10 protein-coding genes are annotated in these 15583 nt (G+C 42.0%); 1 reads left to right on the top strand and 9 read right to left on the bottom strand.

Annotated elements, in window-relative coordinates; genetic code table 11:
- Positions 1–8: 8 nt before the first annotated feature.
- From L0M98_RS12850 to L0M98_RS12825, 6 genes are all read right to left on the bottom strand, one after another.
- The gene (locus L0M98_RS12850; protein ID WP_227216308.1) at positions 9–3557 is read right to left on the bottom strand and encodes a SusC/RagA family TonB-linked outer membrane protein; all 3549 of its coding nucleotides are present in this window, start codon (positions 3555–3557) and stop codon (positions 9–11) included.
- A 69-nt stretch (positions 3558–3626) separates the two neighbouring features.
- Complete coding sequence (locus L0M98_RS12845) at positions 3627–4688, bottom strand: FecR family protein (protein ID WP_227216306.1); 1062 nt, start codon at positions 4686–4688, stop codon at positions 3627–3629.
- Between the two features lie 288 nt (positions 4689–4976).
- The gene (locus tag L0M98_RS12840; RefSeq protein ID WP_227216304.1) at positions 4977–5579 is read right to left on the bottom strand and encodes an RNA polymerase sigma-70 factor; all 603 of its coding nucleotides are present in this window, start codon (positions 5577–5579) and stop codon (positions 4977–4979) included.
- Between the two features lie 348 nt (positions 5580–5927).
- Positions 5928–7046 (bottom strand): cytochrome d ubiquinol oxidase subunit II, encoded by a 1119-nt coding sequence (gene cydB, locus L0M98_RS12835; protein ID WP_227216302.1) that lies wholly within the window; start codon positions 7044–7046, stop codon positions 5928–5930.
- Positions 7047–7179: 133 nt separating this feature from the next.
- On the bottom strand, positions 7180–8736 hold the full coding sequence (locus tag L0M98_RS12830) for a cytochrome ubiquinol oxidase subunit I (protein ID WP_099290629.1): 1557 nt from the start codon (positions 8734–8736) through the stop codon (positions 7180–7182).
- 4 nt (positions 8737–8740) lie between these two features.
- Complete coding sequence (locus tag L0M98_RS12825; RefSeq protein ID WP_099290628.1) at positions 8741–8950, bottom strand: DUF4492 domain-containing protein; 210 nt, start codon at positions 8948–8950, stop codon at positions 8741–8743.
- 176 nt (positions 8951–9126) lie between these two features.
- Between L0M98_RS12825 and L0M98_RS12820 the strand changes: the two genes are divergently transcribed.
- Complete coding sequence (locus tag L0M98_RS12820; protein ID WP_186976885.1) at positions 9127–10230, top strand: AI-2E family transporter; 1104 nt, start codon at positions 9127–9129, stop codon at positions 10228–10230.
- A gap of 133 nt (positions 10231–10363) precedes the next feature.
- Here L0M98_RS12820 and ahpF read toward each other — a convergent pair whose 3' ends face one another.
- The 3 genes from ahpF to L0M98_RS12805 all read right to left on the bottom strand — a co-directional run bounded on the left by ahpF (position 10364) and on the right by L0M98_RS12805 (position 15536).
- The gene (gene ahpF / locus L0M98_RS12815) at positions 10364–11917 is read right to left on the bottom strand and encodes an alkyl hydroperoxide reductase subunit F (RefSeq protein WP_227216301.1); all 1554 of its coding nucleotides are present in this window, start codon (positions 11915–11917) and stop codon (positions 10364–10366) included.
- A gap of 58 nt (positions 11918–11975) precedes the next feature.
- Positions 11976–12542: an alkyl hydroperoxide reductase subunit C gene (ahpC, locus tag L0M98_RS12810; protein WP_099290625.1), complete on the bottom strand. Its 567-nt coding sequence runs from the start codon at positions 12540–12542 to the stop codon at positions 11976–11978.
- 369 nt (positions 12543–12911) lie between these two features.
- Positions 12912–15536, bottom strand: a complete 2625-nt coding sequence (locus L0M98_RS12805; protein WP_172501061.1) for a UvrD-helicase domain-containing protein — start codon at positions 15534–15536, stop codon at positions 12912–12914.
- Between the last annotated feature and the right edge of the window lie 47 nt (positions 15537–15583).

Raw genomic sequence — 15583 nt, 5'->3', positions numbered from 1 at the left:
TACTTTTTTTAAAATGAAACACTAAGACTTAATGACCAAGTCGGACGTTCTGACAATTGTGTTTCAGAGAATCCGCTCTGGATAGGAGTTTGTCCTTTCAATTTCTTTGATTTGATGTCAAACAAATTGGTTGTGGATAACGAGGCGGAGAGCATGGATATTCCCCACTTCTCTAATTTTTCTATCGGGAAATCATAGGTGAAACTCATGTTCGAGCATTTTAAATAGTTGCCGCTCACTACCCGATGATCCGAATTGTCATACATGGTCCATGCATTTTCAGCAATGATCTGAATGTTTTGATCTTGTAGGCCTAATGACCAATGTTGCGCGTATGCTCGACTTTCCGCGTCAGAACCGTTAATGATATTCGGGATATTCGTGTGTTTTTCATCACCCGGGGTACGCCAACGGTCAACCATTTCATAATTCACATTTCTTTCCGGGTCGAAATTCAAACCTTCGGGATATAAACCGAATAACCTGATCTTGGAGCCTAAACTGTAATTGAGGATAAAGCTCAGGCGGAAACTCTTGTAGCGCAATGTATTTGTTAGACTACCTTGTACTTGCGGGTCCCGTTGTCCGGAAGGCGTCAATACCATCGTGTACGTGTCGTATTTATTTAAGCCCACGAGTTCTTGTTTACGGTCTTGCATATCGTCGAAAACGGGTCCCCCGTTACGCGGGTTCAAACCGATGAATTTGTATGACCAGAAAGTTCCTACCGCGTGACCTTTCGTCAAGGCATTACCGGTTAGGAAGTCGTTTAGTTCGTATTCATTATCTCCCGGCAGGGTGTTCATTTCATTATACACTTTAGAGTAGGAAGCCGAGAGAGTCCATCGGAAATTGTCGTTGGAAATAGGGCTTACCGTGGCATCAATGCTGAATCCTTGGTTGTCAATGGTACCGGAATTAATCACGTATTCGCCGCGTCCGTTCACGCTTGAAATCTTTTTGGTCAAAAAGGCATCTTTCGTGTGCTTGTAATAATAGGAAGCATTCATTTGGACGGCATTTTTGAATAAAGCAAAGTCTAAACCGACATTGAAAGAACTTGTGCGTTCCCAACGTAAGTCCGGGTTTGGATAAATTGATACGTTCGATTCTAATTCATTGTAATGCGTGTTGAAGGGCAGTTTCTTTAGAATCATTTCCGGGGATTGACCGCTCAGCATGTTTCCTTGGTAACCGTAAGAAAGTCGTAAGGCCAAGTTGTTCACCCACGGGTTGTCCATATTGGTGTGTTCTGAAATATTGTAAGAACCGGAAACTGACCACACGGGAAGTAATTTTTCATTGCTTCTGCTTCCGAATTGATTGGAGCCATCAATACGCGTGTTGGCATTTAACGTGAAATAATTCTTGTAGCTGTATGATACGGAGAGATATCCGGAAATCATGTTTGTTAGATTGTCTGACACGCTTGGCAAGTTGTTTTGCAGCCATGACTTGTAATGCGTGAAGTCGTCTAAATTTATGGCTGTAAATTGTTTTCCTCTATCATTGTAATAACCCCTGTCCGTGCGATCGAATCCTGCATATTTGGAGGAACTGACCTCGTATCCTAAGTTGGCGGTGATATTGTGTTGGTCGTCAGTCCCGAAATATTTACTAATGTCTGCTTGCAAACGTCCCGTGTAAGAGTTATTGCGCGTGTATGCTTTTTTTAATTCTCCCCCGTAAGGCATTTCGTTCATGATATTTGGGTCTTTACTGGAAATTTCTCCGTATTCCGATTTGCGCAAGGAAGCTGCGTACCAAGTTTGTTCTCCCAAGTAACTCTCCTGTTCCGTGTTGGAAGTAGAGTAAGAGAATATGGCTTGGAATGACAACCAGTTGGTTGCTTTGTAGCGTAAGTTTGCCGTCAACGTGATGGCCGAGTTATCCTGTCGGGAATAGCTATTATCCAGTTCGTTCAGGATATTGTAGTTATATAATTGTTGATAAGCATATTGACGTTTGTAATAGATATACCTTCCTTGATTGTCTAAGGCTGGGATAGCACGGCTCGTGGTGTAAGCGTAGTCGATGGGATTAACACTCTCCTCGCTATATTCCCTTTTCCCGACATTCGCGTTTAAGTTAAGGCTGGCTGTCACTTTGGGTGATATGGTGGCATCCACGTTCAAGGCGGCGGTGTAGCGTTCGTTGTTATTTCCTTTTATGACATCGTTGTCGATGGCGTACCCGATGGACGAGTAATAACGGATTTCCTCGCTTCCGCCGGAGATGCTGACCGTGTGCTGGTGGGAAAATGCATCCTCTGTTAATAAATCAAACCAGTCGGTATTCATGTTTTCCAGTTTGGCAACCTCGTTCGTGAATTGGTCGTGAGTGATGGTGCCGTTGTATAAATTGTTCACGAGTCCCTCGTATCCGATTAAATTGACGTCCGTGGAATATACATGGTGTTTTTCTACCAAGTCTTTAGAGAATTCCACCCGTTGTTTGGAGTTCATCAAATGAATATTGCGGTCAGTGTACCGGGGACGACGACGGTAGGTGGCGGAGAAATCGTAGTTCACTACGGGACGTCCTACTTGACCTTTTTTCGTGGTAATCACGATGACCCCGTTTGCTGCTTTCACCCCGTAGATAGCCGTGGCGGAAGCATCTTTCAATATGTCGATACGGTCGATATCCCGGGGATTCAGTCCGGCGATAGCGTTACCGATGCGGTTGATATAATCCGGGTCGTTCAACTCTTCCGGGGCAATGGGCACCGGGTCTTGCACGATGATTCCATCCACTACCCATAGCGGTTCGCGGTTACCCACGAGCGTGGAGGTTCCCCTGATACGAATCTTCGGAACGACACCTACTTCCCCGGAGTTGGTCATCATCATCATGTCCGGCACACGTCCTTGGAGCATTTGGTCGATAGACATGGCTCCGGCAATCATCACGTCCTTGGCTTTCACGCTCGAGATAGCGCTGGTCAGTTTTTTCTTGTCGATTACTTGGTAACCGGTGATGACAACCTCATCCATCTCGTTTACATCCATTTTCATCACGACATTCGTTACCTCTTTGGTGGCTGTGATTTCTTGGGTTTCCATCCCGATAAACGAGAAAATGAGTTGCACGCCTAATTTCGGAACTACTAGCGAATAATTCCCATTCGCGTCTGTGGCGGCTCCGGTTGTTGTTCCTTTTACTAAAATAGTCACCCCCGGTAATGGTTCTCCCTTTTCATCCTTTACCGTTCCGGTTATTTTCTTACTTGTAACGGAAGGACGGGCGGCAATCACTATTGAGTTTTTTTCCAGCGTGTAGGAATATTTGTCTGCTAAAATGAATTGCAATGTTTCGTCCAGCGTCATTTGCAAACGCGGCAGATGTACCATTTTCTGTGCGTCGAACTGGTTTTCGTTATAGAATACGTCACATTTTAATTGTGTTGAAATTTCATCGAAAACTTGTTCAACAGTCATTTGTTGGCTTTTGAAATTTAGCTTGTCGCTAGGAGAGAGCGTACTCGCTTGTAGCGGGAGTATGCATAGAAGTACTACCACTATAGCCATAGCTGTTTTGAGATACTTTTTTTTCATTAATCTATTACTGTTTAAATGAATAAATATATATATTGCACTCTTTCTTGTCGGTTATTTATGACTAGGTTACCGTTTACGGATGGTGATAACATTATCTTTTATTTCAAAGCGAATGACTTTGGTTTCTTCCAGAAGAAATAGGGTTTCTTTTAGAGAACGGTCTTTGTCAATGACGCCTCTGAATTTCAAATCTTTGCAATCTTCATCTTGATATATGAAAGTGAAATCGTACCATCGTTCCAATTTCCGGGTAATATCTTCCATGCGGCAGTCTTTGAAATGAAGTTTTCCGTGTAACCAAGAGGTGTGTAATTTCACGTCTACTCGTTTTATTTCGGTTATACCTGTTGAATTGTTCGCGATGTATTGTTCTGACGGGTGTAACACATGCAATTTACCGTTATCCGATACGGATACTTTCCCCTCGACCAATGTGGTGCTCCAATTCGGGTCGTCGGAATATGAACTGATATTGAATTTCGTTCCCAGTACGGTGATTTGTCGATTTCCGGTGATGACTTTAAATGGAGCTTTTTCGTTTTTTGTAACCTCGAAATAAGCTTCTCCATCCAAGTACACGGTTCGGTCGTCCGCGGCAAATTGTACCGGGAATTGTAAAACGGATTCGGAATTGACAGCGACCAAAGTACCGTCCGGCAATTCAAACGAGAAATCAGCTCCTTTAGGTACGGCTAAACGATTATAGCGAATTTCAAAAGAGTCTGGTCTTGAAACTTCGTTGCTTCGGTAAGTTAATTGGTTATTGACGCTATCCCGAGTGATGGATATTCCTAATTCTTCTTCGTGCAAATCATTTACGTCATCTAAATCAACACTTTTCCCGTTGGCTAAGGTTAATTCCACTTTAGTTTTTTGGGAAGTCAGTTGTGATTCATTCTGCACGAGAGATGTGGTGGTTTGGTGGTCTAATAGGTTGCTTACGAGTAGAATACCACTTAGGATAATTGAGGCACATGCCGCGTATCCCGACCACAAGAGGAAGATAGAATGTCTTTTCTTGTGAAAACTTCTCGCTTGTACTTTCTTCCAGCCGGCATCCTCGTCATATATCTTTTTTTTCTTCGAGTTGCACACTCTTTGTATCAGATAATCTAATTCGTTTTTCATGGCTTTACTTTTATGTCATCGAGGTCCACAACTACCCGAAAAGGGTGATTGAAAAAATGAAAAAAAATAAACTGGAATGAAAAAATATATTCGATGGTGGAATTAATGTGCTAGGGAAGAATAGGTAAATGCTTAATTTTTAATAAATAAGATAATGAGTAAGTGATAAAAGAGAGAGTAAAGACGTTCTACTCTCGTTGTTAAGACGTTTTACAAGCGTTCCCGAGCGTCTATAAAGCGTTTTTGAAAGAATTTGAAAGAAACAGGTTTTACTTCCTTCGCGGTGTATTATTGCCTTGTTTTACAGTTCTTTCTAAAATAGAGCCAAATAAACAAGGAGAGATTTTTGAAGTTTTGTGTTTTTTCTCGAATGATACGATAAGCTTTACTGACGTGTGTTTTTACCGTGTTCAATGAAATTTCCAATTCCTCTGCAATTTGCTTGTAGCTTTTTTTATCCATGAAACTCATTAAAAAAACGCTTTTGCATTGTGAAGGTAATTCGTCTATGGCTTGTTCAATTTTTTGCAATTTGGCAAGTTCATCTTCAGAAAATTCGGATTTTTCCAAGTATTCTATAAACTCGGTCAAGCGAGGCATATGGCGTTGTTCTAGGACTTGTGTTCGTATGATTTTTAAAGCCCCGTTTCGCACGGATTGGTACAAGTAAGATTTTAATGATGTTGTGATATTGATTCTTTGCCGATTTTCCCACAGGTAGACAAAAGCATCCTGTACAACATCTTCCGCTTTTTCGGCATCTCCCAAAATGCCCATGCTATAATTGCACAATTCTTGATAATACTTGCGAAATAGTATCTCGAAAGAGTTTGAATCTCCTTCTACGATAGCTTTTAATATAGTATAATCAAGGTCTGTATTTCCGTGCATGAATCTTTTGAGGACTTTGTTATCAATCTATTTACAATGCAAATATATATAATGTCTTGAAATTTATAAATTGCATTTATAAATATAGGCGATAAAAATCCTTGTTGTTATTGAAAACCTGTTTAAGGTGTGGGGGGAAGAGGGCGTGTCAAAACACGCCCTCTAGTCTATAAAGTCTGAAAGTCAATAAGGTCGTAAGGTCAAAAGTGCGGTGGTTTATACATCATTACGCTGAATATTATCGCGCTATTAAATCATGGACTTTATGGACCTTAAGAGCCGAAGGCTCGACTTTATGAACTTTATGGACCGGAGGTGTGTCGAAACACACCTCCTTTATTGAGTCTTTTAGTACGCGTGGTGGTCATCCTGCACGTCTTGAATATCTATTTGTTTCTTGTTAAGGGCTCTCCATGCGTAGAAGATGTACGCGATCACGATGGGAGAAACCAAAGAAACGTATGCCATGGTCTTTAACGTGTAGTAGGAGGACGAGGCGTTATAGATAGTCAGCGAAGAGTTCAGGTCGGTGTATGAGGGGTAGAATGCCGTGTTGTTGAATCCTGCCACGATGAACAGGGCGATAACGGCAAGCACGATACCGATTCCGGAAAACCATATCCCTTTTCTCCAGTGAGGAGTGATGATGGATTTGATGATACCGAATAATACTCCGACAACCCCGAGCAACAACATGAGAGTATTCAAGGGCATTTCCAGTAAATTGTGAAAATACTTGTATTGAACCAATTGGATGCTTTTATCTTCCATGATGGCGTATCCTTTGCCGGTCAGTATGATGCCGAGGAATACCAGTAATAGAATGACGAAAGGCACCGAGTTGTACAGGACTTGCTTTTTACTTCTCTCGTAGATGGCATCATGCTTGATGTTGTTCATGAAATAGAGGGATGCCAAAGTCCGGGCGAGAAAGAAAATAGCCAGTCCCAGGCAGATGTTGGTAAAATTGAATAATACCTCTATGCCTCGCCACGGGCTCATCCATGTAACGTCGTTCATCTCGCCTAATTTGAACGGGTTGCCCGTGAAGAAAGAGCCGACAACGGCACCGATACAAATAGTCCCAATCACACCATTGATAATCAGAAATACATTATAAGTACGTTCCCCGAGTAAGTTTCCGGCTTTTCGGCGGTACTCGTAGGAAACGGCTTGCATCACGAAACAGAACAATACGACCATCCACGCCAGATAAGCTCCACCGAAGCTCGTTGAATAGAACAGGGGGAAACTTGCAAAGAATGCCCCGCCGAACACGACTAATGTCGTGAATGTAAATTCCCATTTGCGCCCCAAGCTGTTGACAAGAACATTCCGTTCGTCTTCGGTCTTGGCAATGGTATATAGTAAGGTTTGTCCACCTTGCACGAAAAGCAAGAAAACCAGCAATCCGCCAAGTAATGATATCAAAATCCACCAGTAATGTTGAAGAAATTCCATATTCATTTATGATTTATGATTTACGATTTATGATTTAAACTTCCTCCCGGCTTCGCGGTGCTCTCTTGGTTCCTCTCCGTCTTCGGTTGGAATCACTGGAGGAGTTTACTTTCAATTTTACATTTTCAATTTTGCATTTTCAATTTTCAATTGTTTCGGGTCCTTTCTTGATCTGGTTGAACATGATCTTCAGTTCTGCGATGAGCAGGACGGTGAAGAGTACGGCGAACATCCAGAATGTGGTCATAACCCAAGTCGATGCAATTTTTGTCACGGCAACATTGGTAGGCATTAAATCTTGTACCACCCACGGTTGGCGTCCTACTTCAGCCACTATCCAGCCGCATTGCGATGCGACGTATGCCATCGGGACACAGAATAATGCCAAGTAGGGGATGAACTTGAATTTCTCGAATTTTCTTTTCTTGGCGTACCACAAGGAGAGGGCGAATAATAATACAAAAAGCATTCCCAGTCCTACCATGATACGGAAACTGAAAAATACCAAAGGTATATGAGGTATGGCATCGTAGGGGGAATTAAGATAGCCATACCCGAAATCGGAGTAGTTGGCTTTAAATATCTGTAATGTGCTGTCGGCCATCGTGTGGTTATTCTCTTTTATGGCTTGCTTGTAAGTCTTCAATGCATCAATCGCGGTGCGACCGTTTGCCATGCGTTGTTCTAAAGAAGGATAGGTTACGCCGGATTGGGACGTGTAGCCGTCCAGAATATTCTGAATGCCCGGGATGTAGGCGTCAAAATCATGATAGCCGAGGAACGAGAGTACTTTGGGTACATGGATGGCGTATTCCATTTTCTTCATTCTATCTGTCGGCAAGGACGGATCGTTTACCGGGAGTCCGATAACGGTGAATGCGGCACCTCTGCCACCTTCATTCAAGCCTTCCATGGCGGCGAATTTCATGGGTTGAGTCTTTGTTACGTCTTGTGCGCTGCTGTCACCCGTGTAAATGGTTAATATGATACTGATCAACCCGAACACCGAGGCGAGCATGATACTCTTGCGGGCAAATTCGAGGTGTCTTTTTTTGAGGATAAACCATGAACTGACACCTACCACGAAACAGGCGGAAAGCGTGTATGCGGAAGTTACCGTGTGAGTGAATTTGCTGATTGCCGTGGGCGAGAACAGTATTGCCCAAAAATCGTCCATTTCGTTACGGGCGGTAATCGGGTTGAATTCCATGCCGACGGGGTTTTGCATCCAAGCGTTGGCGACAAGAATCCATAGGGCTGAGATGTTCGCGCCGACGAATACCATCCACGTGGATACGAGATGGAAGCGTTTGCCGACTTTGTTCCAACCGAAGAACATCACTGCCACGAACGTGGATTCGAGGAAGAACGCGATAATACCCTCGATGGCCAACGGCGCCCCGAAGATATCGCCCACGAACCAAGAGTAATTCGACCAGTTCGTCCCGAACTGGAATTCGAGGATTAGTCCGGTGGCGACCCCGATAGCGAAGTTAATACCGAATAATTTCATCCAGAACTTGGTGGCTTTCAGCCAACTGTCGTCACCTGTCTTTACCCACATGGTTTCCATGACGGCGAGCATCAAGGCTAATCCCAGCGTGAGGGGAACAAACATGTAGTGGTAGATTGCTGTCATGGCGAATTGCCATCGTGACCACTCCACTAGAGTGGTGGTTGTCAGATCAAGAAGCATAATGTTAAGGTTTTGTTGTTAATTCTTTGAAAACGTGCTCACTTTTTGCCTCGGCACTGTCATAGTGGGAGTTGAGGTAGTTTGGCATCAACCAGAGTTTAAATACCAAAAACATGATACTCAGTTTAATAATGATGATAAGCCAAAGAGTACGTCCCCAGCGGGGCATATTCTTAAATCCGTCATAGTAAAGATACCAAGCCTTTTTTAACATACACGGCAGTTTTTATTGTTTATCTATGTAAGAACGTTACCAAAGGTATAAATGTTTTTTCTAAGTTCGATTTTTTTTGCATAAATAATACTTATGCGTATATAGGATAAATTTATTTGTCTAATTTTGTTTCTACACGTGGGGGTAGTTTTAACCCGGTAATGTAAAATTGAATTATGAATAATGCAGGAAAATATTGTTTGGGGGGATTGGCGCTGTTGGCGGTTGGATTTTTATGTTGGTACTTTTCTTCGATTATCGCTTATATACTGGTGGCGGTCGTGCTCTCGTTTTTCGGGCATCCCATTATCGATCTTCTGGGGAAGATTGAAATAAAAGGTAAGCGCATACCGAACGGGTTGAGGGCGGGGATTGCTTTAGTTTGTATATGGTTTGTCTGTATTCTTTTCTTTTACACGGTGATACCGTTGGTTAGTCAGGAATTTCAGTCGTTAAGCGATATCAGTATCACGAATATCGTGAACAAGCTGGAAGACCCTTTGGCCGATTTGGAAGAGGGGTTGAAGCATTTCGGGATTATAGATGCCAATCAGGATGTAAAAGAGTATATCGTGAAGAATCTGAAATCCGTGGTGGACGTTACACAGATTAGAAATTTGTTCGGCTCTTTGGCGGGGACTATCAGCAGTATTTTTATCGCCCTTTTTTCGGTGACGTTTATGGCGTTCTTCTTTTTGAAGGACAGCAATCTTTTTTATAAGATGTTGTTGGCTGTTGTGCCAACACGTTATGGCGAGGGAGTGGGGAAAGCACTTGATTCTATACAGAAATTGCTGGTTCGTTACTTTATAGGGATTACTTTCGAGGTGTTGATTGTCATGGGTTTGAATATCATAGGTCTGACCATCATCGGGTTGCCGTTCAACAATGCCGTGCTGATAGGGTTGATGACCGGAATAACAAATGTAATCCCGTATATCGGACCGCTTATCGGTGCGGCCTTCGGGCTTTCAGTGGGAATTGCCACGAACGTGGACGTGGATTTCTACACGGTGGTATTTCCTTTACTGATTTATATGAGTATCGTGTTTATTATCACGCAATTGATTGATAATGTAATTTTGCAGCCCTTGATTTACGGGAATAGCGTGCATGCTCACCCGATGGAAATTTTTCTGGTGATATTAATCGCGGGAAACTTGGCCGGGATTCCGGGAATGATTCTTGCCATTCCGGGTTATACCGTATTGAGGGTAATATTGAGGGAGTTTTTTAATAAATATAAACTCGTGAAGTCACTCACGAAGAGTTTGGAATGAGTTCACGGGTTCCTAAGGTTTATAAAGTTCATAAAGTTTATAAAGTTACAGGTATTCTTCGGACAGAATTTAACGGCAACGAAAGTTGCCGTTATGACTTTATGAACCTTATAAACCTTACAAACTTTATAAACTAATCCAGCACCCCACGCGTACGGTCTTCAAAAGCGGAAAGTGCGGCTTTCGCTCCTTCGCCCATAGCTATGATAATTTGTTTGTAAGGTACCGAAGATACATCTCCTGCCGCGTATATGCCCGGAATGTTCGTGCGGCAATGCGCGTCAATCACTATTTCTCCGGGACGGTTGGTATCCACTACTTCACGGAACGCTCCACTATTCGGAACCAATCCGATTTGAACGAATATTCCATCCAAGGTGATTACTCTACTTTCTTCTGTCTTGCGGTCTTTCACTTGTATCCCGGTTACTTTTTCTCCATTCCCGATGATTCCCAAAGTTTGCGAGTTGGTGAATACTTCCACGTTCGACAGGCTCTTTACTTTTTCTTGTAGTACTTGGTCGGCTTTTAATTCCTCGAGGAATTCCAGAACTGTTACTTTTGAACAAATTCCCGCCAAATCAATTGCTGCTTCAATCCCCGAATTGCCCCCGCCGATAACGGCTACCTGTTTACCTTTATAGAAAGGTCCGTCGCAATGCGGGCAGAAGGCAACGCCTCTACCTGTATATTCTGCCTCACCCGTCACGTTTAATTTTCTCCAACTTGCTCCCGTGGCAATAATGACTGCCGGAGCAATGAATTTCTCCCCTTTTGCCGTGGATAATATTTTCTGATTCTTCTCGATTTCAACTTTCTCTATCCGGCGATGTTCCAACAGGTCTATCGGGTAGCGTTGAATGTGTGTTCTAATGTTTTCGGCCAATAGGCTACCGGTTGTTTCGGGTACGGATATCAGGTTCTCGATACCCACGGTTTCTTTTACCTGCCCGCCTACGCGTTCAGCCACGATAGCTACATTCAACCCCTTGCGTGCCGAATAAATGGCTGCGGCTGCCCCCGCGGGTCCTCCGCCGACGACAATCACGTCATAGTGTTTTTCGGTGGTATCAATCGTGTCCTCGTTGCTACCGTATTGGTTTTCCAGTTTACTCAATAATTCCCCGAATTCTCCCCGTCCGACATGAATCAATTTCCCGTCGGCAAACACGGAAGGTACACCTTGTATATTTAAAGCCTCTACTTCTGCCTGATTGATAGCTCCGTCCACCATCTCGTGCGTGATTTGGTCATTCAACGTGGTCATGGCATTCAGAGCTTGAATGACATCCGGGCAGTTCGTGCAAGTCAGTGAAACGTAGGTTGTCAAGTGAATGGGGCCTTTCAAGGCTTTTACCCTGTTACAGGTGGTTGCATCCGGGAAGTTTTTGCCTTTGCCGTCCAGATTCATGATGGCGAGCAACAAAGAGGTGAACTCGTGTCCATTGGGAACACCCCGGAATTTTATACCTGTTTTTTCTTCGTTCTTTAAGAGCGTGAACGCTAGCCCGTCTCCTTCCGTGAGTTTGCACGATATTTTATCGGAGCATTCGCTAACGTCGTTTAATATTTCCAAGAGTTCTTGGCGACTCTCGTGTTGAGGTGCAACAATGACATCAAACGTGTATGTTGCTTCCAATCCCTCGAAAATAGTTTTTAGCTGGTTCTTTAGTGTCGTATCTAGCATGTGATTCATTGTTAAAAAAAGCCGACGATGTGGTTTCGTCGGCTTTCGCGTGATTCTGTTAAATTTTACCGACTAAATCGATGCTTGGTTTTAGCGTGGTCGCACCTTTTTTCCATTTCGCGGGACATACTTCATTCGGGTGTTCTGCCACGAATAAAGCTGCTTCCACTTTTCGTAGTAATTCGTCCGCGTTGCGTCCGATATTGTTGTCGTGGATTTCAGCAATTTTGATTTTCCCTTCCGGGTTTACCACGAAAGTTCCGCGGTATGCCATTCCCTCTTCCTCAATCATTACGCCGAAAGCGCGACTCAATACCCCGGTCGGGTCGGCAAGCATCGGGTAGTTGATTTTACGAATACTTTCAGAAGCATCGTGCCATGCTTTGTGTACGAAATGTGAGTCTGTACTCACGGAATAAACCTCTACTCCCATTTTCTGGAATTGCTCGTATTTCTCTGCCACGTCTACCAGTTCGGTCGGGCATACAAAAGTGAAGTCAGCGGGATAGAAGAAGAAAATAGCCCATTTCCCTTTTACGTCGTCGCTGCTTACAGTTTTGAAATTTCCATTGTGAAAAGCTTGAACTTTGAATTCCGGAATTTGTGAATTGATAATTGGTTCCATTGTTTAGTGTGTTTATGATTGTTATTAATTTGTTTTCTCGATACAAAGATATATAGTTTTTCTTGATATAAAAAATGAATCGTATTGAATTATTTTATAAATATATAGAGGGAATTAATAAAGGGAGGATTGTTTGTGGTTTTATCTCTGACTTTTCACGAAAAATGTCTGGTTTTATATCTGATTTTTCCCGAAAATACAGCTATAAGACAGGAATAATTTAGAAATAAGCAACTTGCGCACTTTCTGCCACAAGTGAGGTAATGACTTGGCAACGGTCATAAATTCTGCGATGTGTAGTACATTGCTGTCAAACAACTCTATGCAAAGGTAACATATATTTTCGACAAACGAAATGCAATCAGTATTTTATTGCCGTTTTCCTTCCAATTTTCCTAATCGCATTACTATCGAGGTTTGACTTCTGCCCATTTTCTCGGCTATGTATTTTATACTTTTCCCTTCATGATAAAGGGTAAGCAGAAAATTATCCGCACTGCGTGTCCACTTTTTGTTGGCGTTTGGATGCTTGGCATAACTTTCTTCCGTGACTTTTTCCGGATGCAAGAACTCGTCCACGAAAACAGAAGGGAAGCGTCTGTCATACAGTACATAGGTCTTGACTTTTGCTCTGGTAATGGCTACATAAAACAGCCTACGTTCTTCTCCGTATGGATATTGGTCGCTTTTTGTCAAGACATAATTAAGAACAGGGTCATCGCTTACAAGTGAGGGAAACCCGTATGTGTCCTTGTTACATTGAAGAACTATCACATAGTCTGCTTCAAGTCCTTTGGATTTATGAACGGTCAGAAACTCTATTTTCCTATCTCCGATGATATAGAAAAAACGATTACCCTCTTTCACGGATTTATACATGAACGACAGGTAATAATCATCAAAGGAATATCTCCCTAACAAAAATACTGATTTGTCCAATGGAATTGACGCAACCAATTGTCCGATGACATTGCAATATTCACGCCTTTCATAATCACAGAATTGTAATTCTGTTTTAACTTGTGGATTAAAAGGATGGATGTTCTTTTTAATTTGGGCTTCGTTGCGTTGGATGAATTGCGAGGACAGGCTGACCAAAGGCTCTCCAAACCGATATGTAGTTTCAATCTTGTTGATTTCCGTCTGACCAAAGTAATATGAAAATTGATTGAAAAGTGCCATGTCGCTCCCTGAAAAACGATAGATGGACTGCCAGTCATCGCCCACACAATACAACTTAGCAGGCGGATTTCCCTCTCGCAATACTTTTAAGAAGTTGTAACGGTCAACGGATATGTCTTGAAACTCGTCCACAATGATATAATCATACTTCACAGAATGGGAGGAACGACAAATGTCGGTAGCTTGCAGGATTGCATCCGTAAAATCTATTTGGTTGATATTCGTCAATTCTTCAATATACCGTTTATAAACGGGTTGAAAGATGTTTTTGATAATGAATGTACTGCGTTCGTCCCCTGCGTTTTTAGTTTGCCTTAATACTTCATCTACAGATTTGCAGCTTGACTTTATCAATGTCACAAAAGTCACGACAAGGCGGATAAAAGCCTTCTCCTGCTTGCTATTCGGGGGAAGAATCATATCGTATAATTCAGCATCTGTTTTCTCTTGGATAGGAACATCAGTCTTTTCCAATAAGTTTTTTAATTTCTCCCGAATATCGGAATAATGAAAATCTGCACTTGAAGTTGTTAATAGCTCTGTACCAAATTTCTCATGTGCCGCTTTTTTCCATGTTATGCCATCGTTATACTTTTGGTTTGCTTCTTCATAGGTAATGCCTCTGTCTTTGGCAAACCATATAGGAACAAGTCCATGTTCGTCCACTCCAAAATGCTCTAAATATACTCGCCTTGTTTTTCCACTTTGTTCAAAATATATGGAAAAATCCGGTTTGTATTGAGAGTGCATCTCGTCTGCCAATGGATGTTCGTATGGTTCTTCATATCTGAATTTTACGCTAAGGGAAGATAGCGCAAAGCATATTTTCTGCTCTTGCTCACTTCGTACATAAACAGTTTTTCCGTCCATATCAGGAAACGATGCTTTCAAACGTACATCCTTCTGTTCTGAAAGTTGTTGCCTACGTTCATTCTTCCGCTTTTCCCACTCCTTTTCGGGCGTTTGATAATCAATAAAGTATTCTATTACGCTTTCCTTGAATTTCTTATCATTCAATAATTCATGGTAGATTTTCACGAAGAGCGCGTCCGTCTTTTCATATATTGATGGCTTTTGACCTGTTGTTTGTCCGATAATGTCAAGGGCAAGTTTGTGAAAAGTGTACCCTCTCAAACCTGTAATACCCATTCTTTCTGTCAATTCGGCGGCAGCCTTGTTTGTGTAGCTGATAAGGAGGATATTTTGAGGATTGACTTTCTTTATTTCAGTCAAATACTTTACCTTTCCTACGATGGATGAAGTCTTTCCACTTCCCGCACTACTAACTACCAAACAATTTTCTTCTTCTGAAACGATTGAGCGTCTTTGTTGCTTGTCTAATGGATATTTCAGGCAATGGTCGAAAAACTCTTTATGCGTGTCAAGCAGAAATGTAATTACCTCTTCATTATGTTGTTTTACGAGTTTATTGATAGCTCCAAAATCATTGATAAATTTGGATATGGTTTCAGATGGAGTGATATTAAAGGATTTAAGTTTCTTAACAAGTGAATACGATTTTTGAAAATGTGGCTTATAATGATTGGCAAAATCTTTTTCTTGCGTTGCAGATATTACCCTCCCTGAAAAAACGTTATTAAGGTCGGTCGGAATATCAATAAATGCCTCGTTGTTTAAAACCAACAATCTTTCTTTTGCTTGCTCGTAATTGGATTTATTGCCATAAGAAGATATGTGGTTTAACTTTTCTGAAAGTTCCTTGGACTTGTTTTTTAGGCGTGTCCTTGTTATAACTATATAACAAATTGAAATAGCTATAATACAAATTACCCCAATAAACAATGCTTGCATACTAAAAAAAAGATTTGTCGTTGATAAAGGTTACATTGTATAAAAGG

The organism is Butyricimonas sp. DFI.6.44, assembly GCF_022132345.1.
Lineage (GTDB): Bacteria > Bacteroidota > Bacteroidia > Bacteroidales > Marinifilaceae > Butyricimonas > Butyricimonas muris.
Note: the sequence above shows the minus strand (reverse complement) of the source record. Positions and strands in the feature narration are given on the sequence as shown.

Bases quoted from the DNA above. Each gene is read 5' to 3' on its own strand.
- L0M98_RS12820 (WP_186976885.1), top strand. From the start codon at position 9,127: ATGAATAATGCAGGAAAATATTGTTTGGGGGGATTGGCGCTGTTGGCG.
- L0M98_RS12850 (WP_227216308.1), bottom strand. From the start codon at position 3,557: ATGAAAAAAAAGTATCTCAAAACAGCTATGGCTATAGTGGTAGTACTT.
- cydB (WP_227216302.1), bottom strand. From the start codon at position 7,046: ATGAATATGGAATTTCTTCAACATTACTGGTGGATTTTGATATCATTA.
- ahpF (WP_227216301.1), bottom strand. From the start codon at position 11,917: ATGCTAGATACGACACTAAAGAACCAGCTAAAAACTATTTTCGAGGGA.
- L0M98_RS12840 (WP_227216304.1), bottom strand. From the start codon at position 5,579: ATGCACGGAAATACAGACCTTGATTATACTATATTAAAAGCTATCGTA.
- L0M98_RS12845 (WP_227216306.1), bottom strand. From the start codon at position 4,688: ATGAAAAACGAATTAGATTATCTGATACAAAGAGTGTGCAACTCGAAG.
- L0M98_RS12805 (WP_172501061.1), bottom strand. From the start codon at position 15,536: ATGCAAGCATTGTTTATTGGGGTAATTTGTATTATAGCTATTTCAATT.
- L0M98_RS12825 (WP_099290628.1), bottom strand. From the start codon at position 8,950: ATGTTAAAAAAGGCTTGGTATCTTTACTATGACGGATTTAAGAATATG.
- ahpC (WP_099290625.1), bottom strand. From the start codon at position 12,542: ATGGAACCAATTATCAATTCACAAATTCCGGAATTCAAAGTTCAAGCT.
- L0M98_RS12830 (WP_099290629.1), bottom strand. From the start codon at position 8,736: ATGCTTCTTGATCTGACAACCACCACTCTAGTGGAGTGGTCACGATGG.